The 16,139-nt window shown below is 44.8% G+C and carries 11 protein-coding genes and 1 tRNA gene; 8 read left to right on the forward strand and 4 right to left on the reverse strand.

Annotation, left to right across the window (positions count from 1 at the left end; all coding sequences use genetic code 11):
• The first annotated feature begins 48 nt into the window (after positions 1–48).
• Positions 49–729, forward strand: coding sequence for a GNAT family N-acetyltransferase (locus tag AC1EKB_RS00235; protein ID WP_415694648.1), 681 nt, complete (start codon positions 49–51; stop codon positions 727–729).
• Between the two features lie 427 nt (positions 730–1,156).
• On the opposite strand, the gene AC1EKB_RS00240 is transcribed toward AC1EKB_RS00235, so the two are convergent.
• Positions 1,157–2,572 (reverse strand): MFS transporter, encoded by a 1,416-nt coding sequence (locus tag AC1EKB_RS00240; RefSeq protein WP_481248502.1) that lies wholly within the window; start codon positions 2,570–2,572, stop codon positions 1,157–1,159.
• Positions 2,573–3,100: 528 nt separating this feature from the next.
• Between AC1EKB_RS00240 and AC1EKB_RS00245 the strand changes: the two genes are divergently transcribed.
• The 6 genes from AC1EKB_RS00245 (at position 3,101) to AC1EKB_RS00270 (ending at position 11,356) form a co-directional block, all read left to right on the forward strand.
• The gene (locus AC1EKB_RS00245) at positions 3,101–3,244 is read left to right on the forward strand and encodes a hypothetical protein (protein WP_415694650.1); all 144 of its coding nucleotides are present in this window, start codon (positions 3,101–3,103) and stop codon (positions 3,242–3,244) included.
• A 190-nt stretch (positions 3,245–3,434) separates the two neighbouring features.
• Complete coding sequence (locus AC1EKB_RS00250; protein ID WP_415694651.1) at positions 3,435–5,390, forward strand: ribonuclease J; 1,956 nt, start codon at positions 3,435–3,437, stop codon at positions 5,388–5,390.
• Between the two features lie 108 nt (positions 5,391–5,498).
• Entirely contained in the window at positions 5,499–8,111 is a 2,613-nt protein-coding gene (pepN, locus tag AC1EKB_RS00255) for an aminopeptidase N (protein WP_481248503.1), read from the forward strand.
• Between the two features lie 165 nt (positions 8,112–8,276).
• Complete coding sequence (locus AC1EKB_RS00260) at positions 8,277–9,857, forward strand: aminopeptidase P family protein (RefSeq protein ID WP_481248604.1); 1,581 nt, start codon at positions 8,277–8,279, stop codon at positions 9,855–9,857.
• Between the two features lie 290 nt (positions 9,858–10,147).
• The gene (locus tag AC1EKB_RS00265; protein WP_415694653.1) at positions 10,148–11,044 is read left to right on the forward strand and encodes a carbohydrate kinase family protein; all 897 of its coding nucleotides are present in this window, start codon (positions 10,148–10,150) and stop codon (positions 11,042–11,044) included.
• A 12-nt stretch (positions 11,045–11,056) separates the two neighbouring features.
• Entirely contained in the window at positions 11,057–11,356 is a 300-nt protein-coding gene (locus AC1EKB_RS00270) for a hypothetical protein (RefSeq protein ID WP_464405659.1), read from the forward strand.
• A gap of 91 nt (positions 11,357–11,447) precedes the next feature.
• Here AC1EKB_RS00270 and AC1EKB_RS00275 read toward each other — a convergent pair.
• Together AC1EKB_RS00275 and AC1EKB_RS00280 are read right to left on the reverse strand one after the other, a co-directional pair.
• Positions 11,448–11,521: transfer RNA gene (locus tag AC1EKB_RS00275), tRNA-Ile, on the reverse strand.
• A gap of 122 nt (positions 11,522–11,643) precedes the next feature.
• Positions 11,644–12,360 (reverse strand): ECF transporter S component, encoded by a 717-nt coding sequence (locus AC1EKB_RS00280; RefSeq protein ID WP_481248504.1) that lies wholly within the window; start codon positions 12,358–12,360, stop codon positions 11,644–11,646.
• Positions 12,361–12,829: 469 nt separating this feature from the next.
• Here AC1EKB_RS00280 and AC1EKB_RS00285 point away from each other — a divergent pair, with 469 nt between their 5' ends.
• Positions 12,830–14,284: a bifunctional folylpolyglutamate synthase/dihydrofolate synthase gene (locus AC1EKB_RS00285; RefSeq protein WP_415694656.1), complete on the forward strand. Its 1,455-nt coding sequence runs from the start codon at positions 12,830–12,832 to the stop codon at positions 14,282–14,284.
• A 25-nt stretch (positions 14,285–14,309) separates the two neighbouring features.
• Here the strand turns inward: AC1EKB_RS00285 and AC1EKB_RS00290 are convergent, their stop codons facing one another.
• On the reverse strand, positions 14,310–16,091 hold the full coding sequence (locus AC1EKB_RS00290) for a UDP-N-acetylmuramoyl-L-alanyl-D-glutamate--2,6-diaminopimelate ligase (RefSeq protein ID WP_481248505.1): 1,782 nt from the start codon (positions 16,089–16,091) through the stop codon (positions 14,310–14,312).
• Positions 16,092–16,139 lie beyond the last annotated feature (48 nt).

Here is a 16,139-nt window from a genome sequence, read left to right on the forward strand (position 1 = left end):
GATTTAAGTTAGTAAAAGTTAAGTTAGTAAAAGTAAAAGAAGGACAAAATGACGGTTGAGTTTCGTCCAGTTAAAATTAACGACATTGACGCAATCGTAGAGGAATACGAGCGCACATGGGGGATTGCGAATGCTGTTGGAGCAGACGCTTCGCGCAATCTTTCTAGGCGATTTGTGCTTCACTATTTGGAGCCTTCTACGTACGGAACTGTTGCAACAATAAACGGCAAATTTATGGGACTTTTGCTTGCGCGCGTGTACGGAGATAAGGTGCTGTTTAAGCAAGTGCAGAAGATGCTAGAAGAGCAAGAGGCAAAGATGTCTAGCAAAGACGATTCTTTGCACGCAAAAGCGTTGGATTCTGCGATTTCAATGGGTCAGATTGAGCGCAAGTTGGAGGCGATGAGCCACATAAACGACTTGACTCAGGCAGAGTTGGAGCTTTTTATTGTTTCTCCAGACGCTCGCGGGCACGGAGTTGGCGGCGGATTGTGGAAGCGCACAATGCAACATTTGCGTAGTCGCGGAGTGAATCGCTACTTTTTGCACACAGACACGGCTTGCGATGTTAGTTTCTACGATTATCACGGTCTTAGGCGAGATGCTACGTGGGCTAAAAAAGATCATGAAAAGTATGCGGATCGCGTAAAAGATCTTGTTGAGGATTTGTACATATATTCGGGCGAGCCGTTTGTAAACCGCGCCAGACGCACGCATCAGTCGCGCTGATTAATTTCTACTGATTTGACTGATTTATATGAGCAACTTTCTTGCTTTTGTTTCCCATTTGACCAAATACGTAAACAAATGTGGGGAAGTGTTCACGCTTTTGTTTCCTAAAACACTAAGAATGGGAACAAACGCGGGCGAATCGACGATTTCGAGCTGCGTAATGCGCGGGCGCGACGACCTGCCTTTTCGCTTAGAGTGTAGTGCGAAAAGGCAGGTCGGAGCGCTGAGCTTGCTTAAGGTTGAAAGCACGGTGTGCTTTCAACGCAAGCGAAGACGTTCGCGCGCTTAGACCGCGCGAACGACGACCTGCCTTGTAGCGCGCTGTAACGCGCGAACGATTTTCCCGCTTTTGTTTCCCCAATCGACCAAAAAGGGAACAAACGCGGGAAAAAAGAAACAAAATGCGGAAGATTGCTTGCGCTGATTAATCGCGCTTTCGCGTTACAATAATCCACCCAATTGATGCGATTGGAATAGCAATAAGCGTAGAAATCCACGGAACCATCATTCCTCCGTGCGAACTCCACGCGTCAATCGCAAAGCCTGCAACCATGGATCCAAGTGAAGCGCCAGTAGCCGATGCTGTTGGCAGCCAAGATAATCCTTCGGTAAGCGAATGCTCTGGAATCGTGTCTTTAACAATAAGGTTTCCAGTTGCAAAAATCGGCGAAACACACAATCCGCTCAAAAGCTCAAAAATGCTTAGAAGTATAAGCCTATCTATGTTAATGTTCATAAGAATAAAGCCAACAGTGAGCAGGCTTAGAAACACAATTAGATGAGACCAATTAGATCCGCGGAATTTGTGCGAGCCAAAAATAACAGCTCCGACTAAAGACCCGCACGCAAACAGCGCAAGTTGCAAGCCGATCAGTTTGTCTAATCCTTGCGCGCGCATTGCTGCTGTAACGGATACGTCAAAAGCACTAAAGCTCATGTTAAAAACAAGGAACATAATAACAAGCGGTATGATTCCGCGGTAAAGAAGCACGTTTTTTGGCTTGTTTTTGCGATTTGCATTTCTTAGTTGTTTTAGCGAAAGCTTGTCTCTAAGATTTTTTGCGATTATTTTCTTGCCATTTTTTGACGAGTCTTCCACCGAGTTTCCCGCCGAGTTTTCCGATGTGCTGTAAGGGCCATTTTCCAGAGCAGCTCGCACATCTTCATCATTTGCGGGAGCGCTTTCTACTTGCACAATTTTAACAACCGCAGGCTGCGTGTTTTTAAGCGATAAGAACCAAGCTCCGCCTAGTCCGCTTGCCAAAACTGGCACAAAAAGCTGCGATACAGGGTGAACGCTAGTGGCAAGCCATGCTGCAAGAATTGGACCGAATATAAACACAATCTCGTCAATTCCAGATTCCAGCGCATATGCAACGTTTAGCAGCGTGTCGTCAGTTTGACTTTTAAGAGTGTATGCCCAGCGAGTTCTAACAAGCGCGCCGAACGCAAATTGTGTAACTCCCATTAAAATTGCAAGCGCAAAAAGTATTGGCAAAGGTATGTGGAAAAGTGCGGCGGTTGCAAACGACAGCATGCAAACAACTTGCGCACTTAGTGCGAGTACGCCGACTTTTCTTTGTCCGAATCGGTCAAAAAGCTTTGCGTATAATGGCGTTACGGCTGCTTGCGATAGAACGTATGCGGCGCTCATTGTTCCAGCAATTGTCCAATTGTTGTAAATGTGGTTTAATGCCAGGACTATTCCTAAACCCATCATCGAAATAGGCAGCCTTGCTATTGCTCCAGATATGCAAAACGCTCGTGTTCCTTCAAAAGAGAACAATTTTGCGTAGTTTGACATAGGCGAAGACTTTTGCTGCGCCGATTGCGATGACATATTCACTTCCCTTAAATTTGTACGTGTTTAACTTGATTAACATGATTGATTTTTGAGTGTCTTTCTAGTCTACATTATGGCGTCAAAGTTTGCTGATGCAGTTTTGTTTCTTTGTGCCCGCATTTGTTCCCTTTTTTGGTGTTTGGGTAAACAAACGCGGGCGCGACGACCTGCCTTTTCGCTTAAAGCGTAGCGCGAGAGGCGCTTTGACTGAGCTTGAAATTGCATAACGCATTTCAAGCTCCTTCAAAGCGTGATTTGGCTCAAGCATAAAGTCCAGTGGACTTTATGTGCCAAATCAGCCGAGCGGCTACTAATAGCCGCGAGGAATAGAGCGCTGAGCCGCTTAAACGTAAAGTCCAGTGGACTTTACGTGCGGCGAAGACGTGAGCGCGCTGTAACGCGCGAACGATTCCCCGTATCGCTCGCGATTATTGCGATTATTTTGATTGTATATAGAGATTATCTTTTGAAGAAAAGTATTGTAGAATTGTGTTATAGACTTCAAACAAACTGGGAAGGCAAGAAATGTTTGGTTCACTTATTTGCTCGGCGGCTGGATTTGCTAACATTCAATCAGGTTCTGCAATACTTGGCTCCATGATTTTTGCAATCGTGGTTGTTCTTGTTGGTATTGGAATTAAGATTTGGAAAAAATACGGCAAGCACTAGAGCGCATTAGAGTATTTGATTGCTAGAGCATTAGATTTAGCTTAATATTTTCGACTTTTATTTTTTGCGGCATTTTTGTTGGCATTTTAATACAGCCTTTTAAGATGGCATTTTTGTGATTGCCGCTTTTGTTTACGTGCGAAGTCGCAGTTTTGTAAATCCGTTGAGGCTTAACGCTACAATAGAGCAGATGAGTGATACAACGATGCAATCGATGGATGAGATTCTTGCAGAGATTGTAGACTCTGTAAAAATTCCTCAATCCTCAGATATAAACAATAAAAAGTCAATAAAAACTGTGAAAAAAGAAAATAAAACTACAAATAAAAATACAAAAACTAAAAAAACTAAAGACGCTGAATCGAATAAGGCGAGTAGGGCATCTAAAGGATTTAAGTCGTCTAAAAGCTCTAAAACAACTTATAACGCGCTTCCACCAGTTGTAAATGATCAGCGAGAAGGTGCGCTTATTGCTCCGCCGAAGTATCGCAAGGGTTCAATGCGAATCGTTCCGCTTGGCGGTTTGGGTGAGATTGGCCGAAATATGAACGTTATTGAATATAATGGTCATATTTTGCTTGTGGATTGTGGCGTATTGTTCCCAGAAGAAGAGCAGCCAGGCGTGGATCTGATTTTGCCAGATTTCCACTACATTCAAAACAGGCTAGACAAAGTAGATGCGCTAGTTTTAACGCACGGCCATGAAGACCACATTGGCGGCGTGCCGTATTTGCTTAAGATGCGCCCAGATATTCCACTAATCGGATCTAAGCTCACTCTTGCGTTTGTTGAAGCAAAGTGCGAAGAGCATAAGATTACGCCAAAAACAATTCATGTAGAAGGCAGAGACAAGCTAAAAGTAGGGCCATTTAACCTAGAGTTTATTAGCGTAACGCATTCAATTCCAGACGCTCTTGCAGTGTGTGTAAAAACGCCAGCAGGAACGATTATAGACACTGGAGATATAAAGCTAGATCAGCTTCCACTAGACCATAGGCTTACTGATTTAGTTGAATTCGGAAAGCTTGGCGAGCAAGGAATTGACTTATTAATGGCTGATTCCACAAATGCTGAGGTTCCAGGATTTGTTAAGCCAGAAACCACTATTGGGCCGGCTTTGGATCAAGCGTTTGCTAACGCATCGCGCAAGATAATCGTAGCAAGCTTCTCTAGCCACGTTCACCGTGTTCAGCAAGTCGTAGATGCTGCGCACAAGTATGGTCGAAAAGTGGTGTTTGTTGGGCGATCGATGGTTAGAAATATGTCGATTGCGGCCGATCTTGGCTACTTGCATATTCCAGAAAATACTGTTGTAGATCTAAAGCAAGCAAAAGATATTCAAGACGACAAGCTTGTTTATATGTGCACAGGATCTCAAGGCGAGCCAATGGCAGCACTTGGGCGAATCGCAGACGGAATACACAAAGATATTACAGTTAACGAGTTCGATACCGTTATTCTTGCAAGCTCTCTAATTCCAGGAAACGAGCACGAAGTTTATAAGGTTATTAACAAGCTTGTGCAAATGGGCGCTCGCGTAATCAACAAAGACAATGCTGCAATCCACGTATCTGGTCATTGCAACGAGGGCGAGTTGCTCTATTTGTACAACATTGTTAAGCCAAAGTGCGCTATGCCAATTCACGGAGAACATAGGCATCTTGTTGCAAACGGTTTGATTGCTGTTAAAACGGGCGTGGATCCTAAGAATGTTGTTTTGGCAGAAGATGGCGATGTTGTGGATTTGTACCACGGAAACGCTGCTGTTGTTGGCTCTGTTCCATGCGGATACGTGTACGTTGACGGCGATTCCGTTGGCGAGCTTACAGACGAAGAGCTGGAAAAGCGCAGAATCCTTGGTACGGAAGGCTTTGTGTCTAGCTTTGTAGTTGTAAATACAGATAGCGCAGACATTGTGGCTGGTCCTAAGATTTACTTGAATGCTGTTGCAGAAGACGAGTCTGATTTTGAAAAAGTTCGATCTCAAATTGTTTTCCAGCTTCAAGACGCCATGATGCATGGCGAGAAAGACACGCACAAGCTTCAGCAGATTATGCGAAGAACGCTTGGAAGTTGGATTGCGCGCGCGTTGCGTAGAAAGCCAATGATTGTGCCTGTTGTTGCGGATCTTGCGCAAAAGGATTAGTCAAGTGATTAGTCTGCGATTAGTCAAAACTAATCAAGAATCAGAAAAATAGTCAAAAATATAAGAAAAAATATAAGAAAAAATAAAGGAAGATATAAGGGAGTTAATATGCCAGGAGCAAATCTTACTCGCGTAGAAGCTGCGGAGCGTTTTAGCGCAATTCAAATGCCAATTCACTACACTGTTTCGCTTGATTTAGGCAAGGGTGGCCGCGATTTTACTTCGCGCACAAAGATTGAGTTTGATGCAAAAGCTGGTGAAACAAGCTTCCTTGATTTGATTGCAAACAGCGTTGAATCCGTTGTGCTTAATGGCGTTTCTCTTGACGTTTCTAAGGTTTTTGCAGATAGCCGCATCGAGCTTGCCAATTTGCTTGAGCATAACACCGTAGAAGTCGTAGCAAATTGCCAATATTCAAACACGGGCGAGGGCTTGCACAGAAGCGTTGATCCTTCTGACGGAAACGTGTATTTGTATACTCAGTTCGAAGTGCCGGATGCTCGCCGCGTTTATGCTGTGTTTGATCAGCCAGATTTGAAAGCTGTTTTTGACTTTAGTGTAGACGCTCCGGAAAGTTGGATTGTGACTTCCAACATGCCAGTCGCCAGCGAAACTGCAATTGAAGGCCGTAAGACGGAAGACGGCACTTTGGAAAATGGCGCTGTAGAAGGAATGAAGCGCTGGGTGTTTGAGTCAACTCCAAAAATGAGCTCTTACTTAACTGCGATTTGCGCAGGCCCTTACGCCGAATGGCATACGTCTTATAACAATGAAGATGGCCGCGTAGTTCCAATGGCAATGTACTGCCGTCAGGCACTTAAAGACGCTTTTGCAAAAGACGTTGACTACTTGTTTGATATTACAAAGAAGGGCTTTGCTTTCTACGCTAAGACTTGGGGAGTGCCATACCCATACGCAAAGTACGATCAGATTTACGTGCCAGAATACAACGCTGGAGCTATGGAAAACATTGGTATGGTTACTATTCGAGACCAGTACGTGTTTGAATCCAAAGTTACGGACGCTTATGCTGAGCGCCGCGTTGTAACAGTTTTGCACGAGCTTGCACACATGTGGTTCGGCGACTACGTAACTATGAAGTGGTGGAATGATTTGTGGCTTAACGAATCCTTCGCAGAATTCACTTCTACTCTTGCAACTGCTGAAGCAACCGAATGGCATGACGCTTGGAGCACTTTCAACTCCGGCGAAAAAAGCTGGGCGCTTAATCAAGATCAGCTTCCAACAACGCACCCAATCGTGGCTCCAATCAACGATTTGAACGACACTTCCGTCAACTTCGACGGCATCACTTACGCAAAGGGCGCTTCCGTATTGAAGCAACTCGTAGCGTACGTTGGTCGCGAAAAGTTCTTTGAAGGAATCCACAACTATTTGAGCAAGCACGCTTATAGCAACGCAACTTTGGCTGATTTGCTGCACGAGTTAGAGCTTACAAGCGGACGCGATCTTAAGGCTTGGAGCGCGCAATGGCTTGAAAAAGCTGGAATTAACACGATTTCTACCGAAGTCGAAGAAGCAGCTGATGGCACTATTGCGGCTTTGCGTTTGCGCCAGAGCGCGCCATCTGAGCATCCAGTTTTGCGCGCACACCGCTTGGCTGTCGGATTCTACAATGTAGACGAAGAAACTGGCGAAATTAAGCGCACAAAGCGAATCGAACTCGATGTTGATGGCGAAGTGACGGAAGTTGCTGAAGCGCGCGGCGAAAAAATGCCAGCACTTATTCTTGTAAACGACGACGATTTGACTTACACAAAGCTACGTTTTGACGCAAAGTCGCTTGAGTTTGCTGCCGAAAATCTTTACCGCTTTAAGGATTCTTTGACCCGCTCGCTTATTTGGCTCGCATTGTGGGATATGACTCGCGATGCGGAATTCCCAGCAGAACGCTTCGTGGAACTCAGTCTTAAAGCTTTGGCAACTGAGCGCGAATCTACGACTTTCCGCTATGCTCTTGGTCAAGTAAAGGTAACTGCAAGCCACTACGTTGTTCCAGAGCGCCAAGCAGAAGTCGCAAAGCATGTTGCTCACGAACTATGGCAGTTGGCTTTGGCAGCTTCTGCAGGCTCCGACGAGCAATTCCAGTTGCTTAAGGCTTATCTTGGATATGGCGAAGTTGGAGATGCTGAGTTTGTGCGTGTAGCTAACGGATTGCTTGACGGCTCTGTGCGCTTAGAAGGCTTGGAAATTGACAACGACTTGCGCTGGAGCATTCTTATTGCGCTCGCAGGTGTGAATGCTTTGGACGAAGCTGGAATTGATGCGGAACTCGCTAAGCGCGATACGACTGAGAATCGTGAGTATGCATATCAGGCTCGTGCGGCTCGCTCAACTGCAGAAGCTAAGGATTGGGCTTTTGAGCAGGCTTTGCGCAATCTTGATTTGACTAATATGCAAATGGGTGCTGTTGTTGCTGGATTTGCAAGCACCGCTAAAGGCGATTTAGTTAAGCCATACGTTAAGCGCTACTTTGCGGAAGTTGAGTGGATTTGGAAGAATCGCACATTCCACATGGCAGAAACTTTGATTGAAGGCTTGTATCCAAATTACGCAAATGTAGACGAGTTGGTTGAAAGTGGGCAGAGCTGGCTTGATGAGCATAAGGATGCGGATCAGGCTTTGCGACGCATGGTTCTCGGCAAGCTCGATTCTTCTCGTCGCACGCTTAAGGTGCAGCATTACAACGCTTCGCTTTAGTCTTTTGTAATAAAATGGCGATTTTCAATGTACATTCCTAATAAGAAAATAGGGAAATGTATATTGAATCTAAGCTGATTAAAGATTAGGTTGATTAAAGATTAAGCTAATTAAAGTTAGGTTGATTAAAGATTAAACTCAAGGAGTCGCAAGATGGCAGAAGATATGCATCAATCAACGCCAACAATACATGGCGAGCAGCTAAACGCGGATGGCACGCAAAAAGCGCAAGACCGCGTAAATAATCGATCTTTGCGCCCAAACAGCGATTCCTTCAAAGAGTTTATGACTAGCGGCTGGGATAACCAGGAGCCACAAATCGAACCGCTCGAATCGTCAAAATACACGCCAGCGCGTCTAGAAGCGCTTGGCAAGCGATTCCCAGGTGAGCGCCTTGTTATTCCAGCAGGTCAGCCAAAAGTGCGCAATAACGATTGCGACTACGCTTTTAGGCCAGACACAACTTTCGCGTATTACACTGGCTTGGGTCAGGATTACGAGGCTGGCGCTGTTCTTGTGCTTGAGCCAGTGCAAGCAGGCAGCGACGAGGAAGCGGCTGGCAAAACTCACATTCCGCAGCTTTTTGTGGCTCCTCGCGCAGACAATAGCACTGCCGCATTCTACAAAGATCCGCACTACGGCGAATACTGGGTTGGTCCTCGCGCAGGACTTAAAGAGCTTAAGGCTATGACTGGTATTGAAACGCGCGATATTGCTGAGCTTGATGATGCGATTGCAAGAAACGTTAGCGACGATAATAGCGCTGCAGAAAGCGTGCGCGTGCGAATTGTGCGCGAGTCGGACGCTGATTTAACTGCGCGCGTAGATGCACTAAGGGAAGCAAGCGGATTTAGCGACGAAGATGCAAATATTGCTGCAGACGATAAGTTGCACGAAGTAGCAGCCGAAGCTCGTATGCTTAAAGACGCTTACGAGATTGGCGAAATGCGCAAAGCTATTGCTGCTACAAAATTAGGCTTTGACCGCATGCTTACGCGTTTGCCACAAGCTTTGGGCAAGGAGCATTCTGAGCGCATGATTGAAGGCGCTTTTAACTCCGTTGCTCGAGAAGTTGGAAACGAAGTTGGCTACGATACGATTGTTGCTTCAGGCAAGCACGCTCCAATTTTGCACTGGATGCGCAACACTGGCGTAGTTTCTAGCGGCGAACTTTTGCTTATCGACGCAGGCGTAGAAGTCAACAGCCTTTACACTGCAGACATTACGCGAACCTTCCCAACCAATGGCAAGTTTACAGATTTGCAAAAGAAGCTTTATCAGTGCGTTCTAGACGCTCAGCAAGCTGGTTTTGAGGCTGCTAAGCCAGGTGCCACTTACAGCGATATTCACCACGCTTGCATGCGCGTGCTTGCGGAGCATTTGCACGAGTGGGGTATTCTAAAGGTTAGCGTTGAAGAATCGCTTTCTCCGCAAGGTCAGCAGCATCGCCGTTGGCATGCTTGCGGTGTTGCTCACCACTTGGGTCTAGATGTTCACGATTGCGCTCAAGCTCGCTACGAGGCGTATCAGGGTGCAAAGATTACTCCAGGAATGATTTTTACAATCGAGCCTGGCTTGTACTTTGCTGCCAATGATCTTATGCTTCCGCCAGAGATGCGCGGAATTGGAATCCGCATTGAAGACGATGTTTTGATGACGGAGAATGGTCCTGAGTGGCTTTCTATTGATATTCCTAAGAAAATCGAAGATGTTGAAGCTTGGATGGCTCAGCGCGCGTCAAAGTAGCGTTCTGCTATCTAAACGGATTATTTGGGATTATCTAAGACTATCTAAGATCGTCTAAATTAATTATCTAATCTTTACGCAATAATGTTGTTATAGCACTTAGTTGTTATAACAACATTACTTTATTGCGGCTTGTATGATTTGTATGACTTGCATGGCTTATATTTTTGCACGTCTTGTACTGCTTATATGACTTGTATGGCTTAATATACGTCTTATATGACTTATTGCAATAAAATGTTTAATTAACGAGTCGCAGCAAAATCATCGATACTCTCGAAAGGAATACAATGACTAAGCCAATCGTTCTTTCACTTGGAGAACTACTGTGGGATTTGCTTCCCCAAGGAAAACGAGTTGGAGGTGCTCCAGCGAACTTTGCGTATCACGCGCAATGCAATGGTGCAGAAAGCTACGTTATTAGTGCTGTTGGAGAAGATACTCTTGGCAATGAACTTGTTGACGAAGTCAAAAAAGCAGGAATTAAGCACGTTATTCAGCGCAACGCTTGGCCAACTAGCACGGTAGACGTTTCGCTTAGAAATGGCATTCCAGAGTACACAATTGTGCGAAATATTGCGTGGGATCATATTGTTTATACGCGCGAACTTGTGGATCTTGTTAGCAAAGCAGATGCGATTTGCTTTGGTACGCTTAGCTTAAGATCGCAAGAAACTCACGACACTGTTTTGGAGCTTCTAAAGCACACAAAGCCAAACGCCATGAAGTTCTTCGACATAAACATTCGTAGTGATCATTATTCAAAAGATTTGATTGACGCCCTTCTTAAAGAGGCAACCGTTTTTAAGCTTAACGATTCCGAACTGCTTCTTCTTAGAGATATGTTCAATATTCGCGAAACTTCCGACAATGAGGCTTGCAGATGGTTCCAGGCTCGCTATGGTTTGGATTACGTGATTTTGACTGGCGGATCTACTTTTAGCGCAATCTTTACTAAGACGGGCGAAAGCTCTACATACCCAACTCCTCATGTGGAAGTTAACGACACGGTTGGTGCTGGCGATTCGTTCTCTGGCACGTTTACTGCAAGGATTTTAGCTGGCGATTCGCTTAAAGACGCGCATCGTGCTGCAATCAACACTGCTGCGTACGTTTGCACTCAAGCAGGAGCGTGGCCAGAGTATCCGAGCGAAATCCCAGACTATCTTGCTCAAGCAGGGCTGTAGAAAGGTATGCTCATGACTGATTTTGTTTGGGACGATAATAAGGCTAAGCACTATGATGGCAAAGAATCCAAGCAGATGATTCAAGCAATGTTTATGCGTGCAGCAGATGATGCGCCAGACATTGATACTGCTGTGAGGCTCCTAAGAGCTGGGAGGCCAAGAGTAGAGGAAAAACGAGAACAGACTGTTGCGATTAATGCACGATTCCCTCAATCATGGACTGATTGGATTGATGAACAAGCTAAGAAATTAGGAATTAATCGCAGTCAAGTTATTCGAGATACTTTCTACCGCGGTATGCAAAGAATATAAACAAAAAGCTTCAACTTGTTAGATGAATTAGGATAATCCTAAAACAAAACGAGTTGAAGCTTTTTTATACGCCATTAAGGCGATTATTTAGTGGGGCCTCAGGGGCTTGAACCCTGGACCGACGGATTATGAGTCCGTTGCTCTAACCGACTGAGCTAAAGCCCCACGCTAACAAAGTTAGCAACGACTAGATTAGCACACACCCATAAACGTTTAACACGCTGTTTAACACGCAAAATCGCATGAGTGCGCGCAAGACAAGTCGCAAGCAGCTTTAGAGCAAATAGCTACGCTACTACTTCTTGGTCTCTTCCAGAAGCAAAATTGCTTAAAGCTCCAGTCTTACGAACTGCAACGAATAGAAGCCAAGGAACAATGCCTGCAATCACAAAGCCGCTTATAAGCTCGCAAATCATGTGAATTGTAAGATAGTTTGCGCTCTTTCCTTGGTAAACCACAAACATTAAGTAAATGCCATATTCAAGAGCGGTAAGCGTGCCAGAAATTACGCTTAAAGTAAGATTGTACTTTTTGTAGCGAGCTATAGCAAAAGGAAGCTCACTAAACACGGCTTGCAAAGCGGCAGAAGCCAAAACCATAAACGCAGAGTATTGCTGGCCAAGAATGTTCTCAAACACGGCGCCAACAACGTTTACGTAAATCGCAGCACCAGGCTTGCGGATTAAAAGAAGAGCAAGTGGGCCAGAAAGGTACCAAACGCCGTGCAAAATGCTGCCAAATCCAGGCAAAACTGTGCGCAAAATAGGGGAGATTTGGGAGAAGAACACAATTGTAAAGCCCCAGTAGATTATGCCAAACAAGGCAGCTAGAGCAGCGCCGAGCGATATGTCTGCAACGCGCCATTTAAGACTTGCGATTGTTGTTGGTTCAGGATTTGCGTTTGCACGAGCCTTATCGGTTATTGGAGTTTCGGATTGCGCAGAGCTTTGCGCGTTTTCTTCGCTTTGATTATTTGCGGATTCGTTGTTTAGAATATCACTCATTAGTGTTCCTAACTATTGATTGCTGCGCATTGTAATTTCTTTGAGCGTTCCCTGACCTACGCAGCCTGGGCAGAAACGCCAACGTGTACTCTACCATCTAAGAGTCATGAACACGCCTTTATGCGCGAAGTTTGTGTGATTTGTAACATTTTTGACTATTGCAGAAATCTATAACGCGCTATAAAACTGTTAGTACATTACGTAATTCACATTACGTAATTCGTAGCCCTCAATTTCCCCGAGTTTGTTTCCATATCGAGCATAAATGGGAACAAAAGTAGGAATTGATCGTACTTTGTAGTGCGTTTGCGCGCCGACCTACCTTTTCGCTTAGAGCGCTTAGACCGCGCGAACGACACGACACGCCGTAAATCAGGTACAAAAACACTACAGTTATTAATCTAGATAGTTGGAAAAATGAGCAAAAACGTAAATCCGAAAGCGTAAATCAAATATAGGGGAGCACAAAATGTCGATGGAACATCCAAATCGCACCAATGAGCGAATTGTTGACGTTGAGCGAGATATTATGAGCCGCGCTCCAGAGCATAATAAGACGAATCTTGATTTAGATAGAATGCGCCTAATTCTTGATATTTTGGGGCATCCAGAGCAGTCGATGCACGTGATTCACATTACTGGCACAAATGGCAAGGGCTCCACAGCGCGCATGGCGGAGGCGATTTGCCGCGCGTATGGCTTGCGCACTGGCCTTTATACTTCTCCGCATTTGCAGCGTATAAATGAGCGAATCATGATTGACGGCCAAGAAATTAGCGACGACCAGTTTGTTGACGTGTTTGATCAAATGAAAGACATTATAAACATGGTTGACGCGCGCATGGACGCCGAGGGCAAGCCGCGCATGAGCTTTTTTGAAGTGCTTACAGCTATGGCGATTTGGGCTTTTGCCGATGCTCCTGTAGATGTTGCTGTAATGGAAGTTGGCATGGGTGGCGAATGGGACGCTACCAATGTTATGAACGCGGACGCTGCGATTATTGGCCCTGTAGACATGGATCACATGCAATGGCTTGGCAACACGGTTGAAGAGATTGCGCGCACAAAGGCAGGCATTATTAAGCCAAATTGCACTGTGATTTTGGGGCCGCAGCCACACGAATCGCAAGTTTTGCCGATTATTCAAGAGGTGGCAAATCGCAATAATGCCAAGCTTTTGCGTGATTTTAGTGATGGCAGTGGCGAGCTAGAGGTTATTTCGCGCACTCCAGCTGTTGGCGGTCAAGTGGCCACTTTACGAACTCCAAATGGCACTTATGAAGATGTTCCAATCGACAAGTTTGGTGTGCATCAGTCGCATAATGCGCTTGCGGCGCTTGCTGCTGCGGAGGTTGTTTTGCCTGTAAATGGCGCTTTAGATGGCGATTTGGTTGCCGAGGCTTTGAGCCAGGTTAAGGTTCCTGGCCGAATTGAGCAAGTGCGTACTTCTCCAACGATTATTATTGACGGCGGTCATAATGTGAATGCTGCCGAGTCGCTTCGTAAAACAATCGAAGAAAACTATAATTTTGAGCAGCTTATTGGCGTTGTAGCAATGATGGCAGATAAGCAAGTTGAAGAATACTTGGGCGTTCTTGAGCCGATTTTGACTAAGATTATTGTTACGCGTAACTCTTGGCGCGACCGCGTGATGGACCCTAAAGACCTAGAGAAGATTGCGATTGGCGTGTTTGGCAAAGATCGCGTGATTCGCGTTGATGATCTTCCAGACGCTATTCAAGAAGCTGTGAATCTTGTTGACGAAGACGATGAGCTTGGAGTGGGGTATGGTCACGGAGTGCTGATTTGCGGCAGCTTTGTTACGGCAGGAGATGCGCGCACTATGTTGATTGAGCGCGTTGATCCAGACTTAAAGAAGCCAAAAGATCAACGCGCTAACATTCATCCAAATCTTGCGGATTGACTTTAGACTTTAGCTAAAGAGATGCTTAGCTAAATAAGCGCTTAATAACAAGCGAATCGCTTTCGTAAGGAACGTGCTTGTTGTTGTGCTTAATCCAGCGTTCGTCGCCTTTTCCAATAATGAGGATTACGTTTAATAAATCGTTATTCTCATCGCTTTCATTGCGTTCTCTAGCTTCGTTTACGCTGTGCTCAATCGCTTGCGTTCTGTCGATTACTATTTGCGACTTAACGCTTTGGCTTGTTATGCAAGATTTCATATCGTTGCAAATATCCATTGGATCTTCGGTGTTTGTGTCTTCGATTGTAAACACAAACTCATCGATTCGATTTTGCGCAGCTTGAACAATCTCTTTGCGTCTGTCGTAAGCTTTGTTTCCAGCAGACCCCGTAACAAGAGTAGTGTATAAACTCTTGCTTGCGTATCTTTCTTCAACAAAGTCCAGTAGCGCCTTTACAGAAACGTAATTATGTGCGTAGTCAACGATCGCAATCGTGTTGGATTTTGGATCCTTAAAAATCTCCATTCGCCCTGAAATTTCAACGTTTTCAATCGCGTGCAAAGCTTCAACATTGTTGATTAAATTTGGTTGCGCGTTTTGTGCGATTGCAATCGCAGCCAATGCGTTCTCGTAGTTAAAGTCGCCAGCAATTTTTAGATTGAATTTGTCTATAGCGCTGTAATTAGGCATGTCTTGATTTACGTACTTGCTAGCTTCGCCTTCCAAAATCGCAATACAATGCTCCTGTGAGCTTGGTAATTCTTGCAATCCTTGCGATTCTTGCGACCCTTGCGGCTCTGGTATCGCTACATACCTTGGCAAAACAAGCTCTGGGTATTTTTCGCTATTTTCGTAAGGGTGAATATCGGAATAATCGCTGCATTCTGAGCAATTGCAAGTGTTTCCGTCTAGTTCTTCTTTGTGTATTCTTGAAAAAGTCGTGACTTTTACGCCATTTTTTTGTGCGTCTTGAAGAAGCAAATCTGCATGCGCGCAATCCGCATTAAGCACAAGCGCATCCGTATTTTTTACGATTTGACGCTTGCAATACAAATAATCTTCAAAAGTAGGATGTTCGATTGGGCTTATGTGATCTGGACTAATGTTCAAAAATGCCGCAACATTAAAGTGCAATCCATACACGCGGTTAACTTTGTATGCTTGCGACGAAACTTCCATAATAAGGTATTTCATGCCATTTTCTACAGCTTGGCTCATCATTCTAAACGCGTCTAGGCTTTCTGGCGTAGTCAAGTCCGATTCAACATATGTTTTGCCGTCTAAACAATTGTCTACAGAAGAGAATAGCGCAGCTTTGCCACTAGAATATGCGTTCAAAATAGCATGAGTAAAGTATGCTGTTGTTGTTTTGCCCTTTGTTCCCGTAATGCCAATAGTAGTAAGCTTTTCTTGCGGATTGTTAAAGAATGCAGCCGAAAGTACGCTCATTGCTTTACGAACGTCTGTTACAATCAGCCCAACCGCATTTGTGTATTCCGCGTAGCAATCCTGCGCAACGTATGCATTTAAGCCGTTTTTATCTGCGTCTTTAAGATATTCTGGCTTAAAATTGCCTTTAATAAAAAGCAACGTGTTTGGCTTAATATCGCGCGAATCGTACGTTATGTGGCTGTACGGCTTTGAGTGGCCATTAAAATCGCTAGCATCTATTGACCAAGTTTGGTCGTTTTCGTGCGTTAAATCGTCATGTTTTTGCGCACTTTTATTTTGTATTATTTCTCGCAAAAGATTTTGCTTTAACAAAATATTGCTTGCTTCGTCTAAAGATAATTTTTGTAAAGACATTTCGCTTTTCCGTGTTATTTTCCGTGTTATTTTTGTTATTTGCGTTTT

The sequence above is a fragment of the Gardnerella sialicivorans subsp. sialicivorans genome (assembly GCF_056746795.1).

Coding starts and splice junctions, on each gene's coding strand:
- AC1EKB_RS00260 (WP_481248604.1), top strand. CDS start 8,277: ATGCATCAATCAACGCCAACAATACATGGCGAGCAGCTAAACGCGGAT.
- AC1EKB_RS00280 (WP_481248504.1), bottom strand. CDS start 12,360: ATGAGTGATATTCTAAACAACGAATCCGCAAATAATCAAAGCGAAGAA.
- AC1EKB_RS00265 (WP_415694653.1), top strand. CDS start 10,148: ATGACTAAGCCAATCGTTCTTTCACTTGGAGAACTACTGTGGGATTTG.
- AC1EKB_RS00285 (WP_415694656.1), top strand. CDS start 12,830: ATGTCGATGGAACATCCAAATCGCACCAATGAGCGAATTGTTGACGTT.
- pepN (WP_481248503.1), top strand. CDS start 5,499: ATGCCAGGAGCAAATCTTACTCGCGTAGAAGCTGCGGAGCGTTTTAGC.
- AC1EKB_RS00290 (WP_481248505.1), bottom strand. CDS start 16,091: ATGTCTTTACAAAAATTATCTTTAGACGAAGCAAGCAATATTTTGTTA.
- AC1EKB_RS00245 (WP_415694650.1), top strand. CDS start 3,101: ATGTTTGGTTCACTTATTTGCTCGGCGGCTGGATTTGCTAACATTCAA.
- AC1EKB_RS00270 (WP_464405659.1), top strand. CDS start 11,057: ATGACTGATTTTGTTTGGGACGATAATAAGGCTAAGCACTATGATGGC.
- AC1EKB_RS00235 (WP_415694648.1), top strand. CDS start 49: ATGACGGTTGAGTTTCGTCCAGTTAAAATTAACGACATTGACGCAATC.
- AC1EKB_RS00250 (WP_415694651.1), top strand. CDS start 3,435: ATGAGTGATACAACGATGCAATCGATGGATGAGATTCTTGCAGAGATT.
- AC1EKB_RS00240 (WP_481248502.1), bottom strand. CDS start 2,572: ATGTCATCGCAATCGGCGCAGCAAAAGTCTTCGCCTATGTCAAACTAC.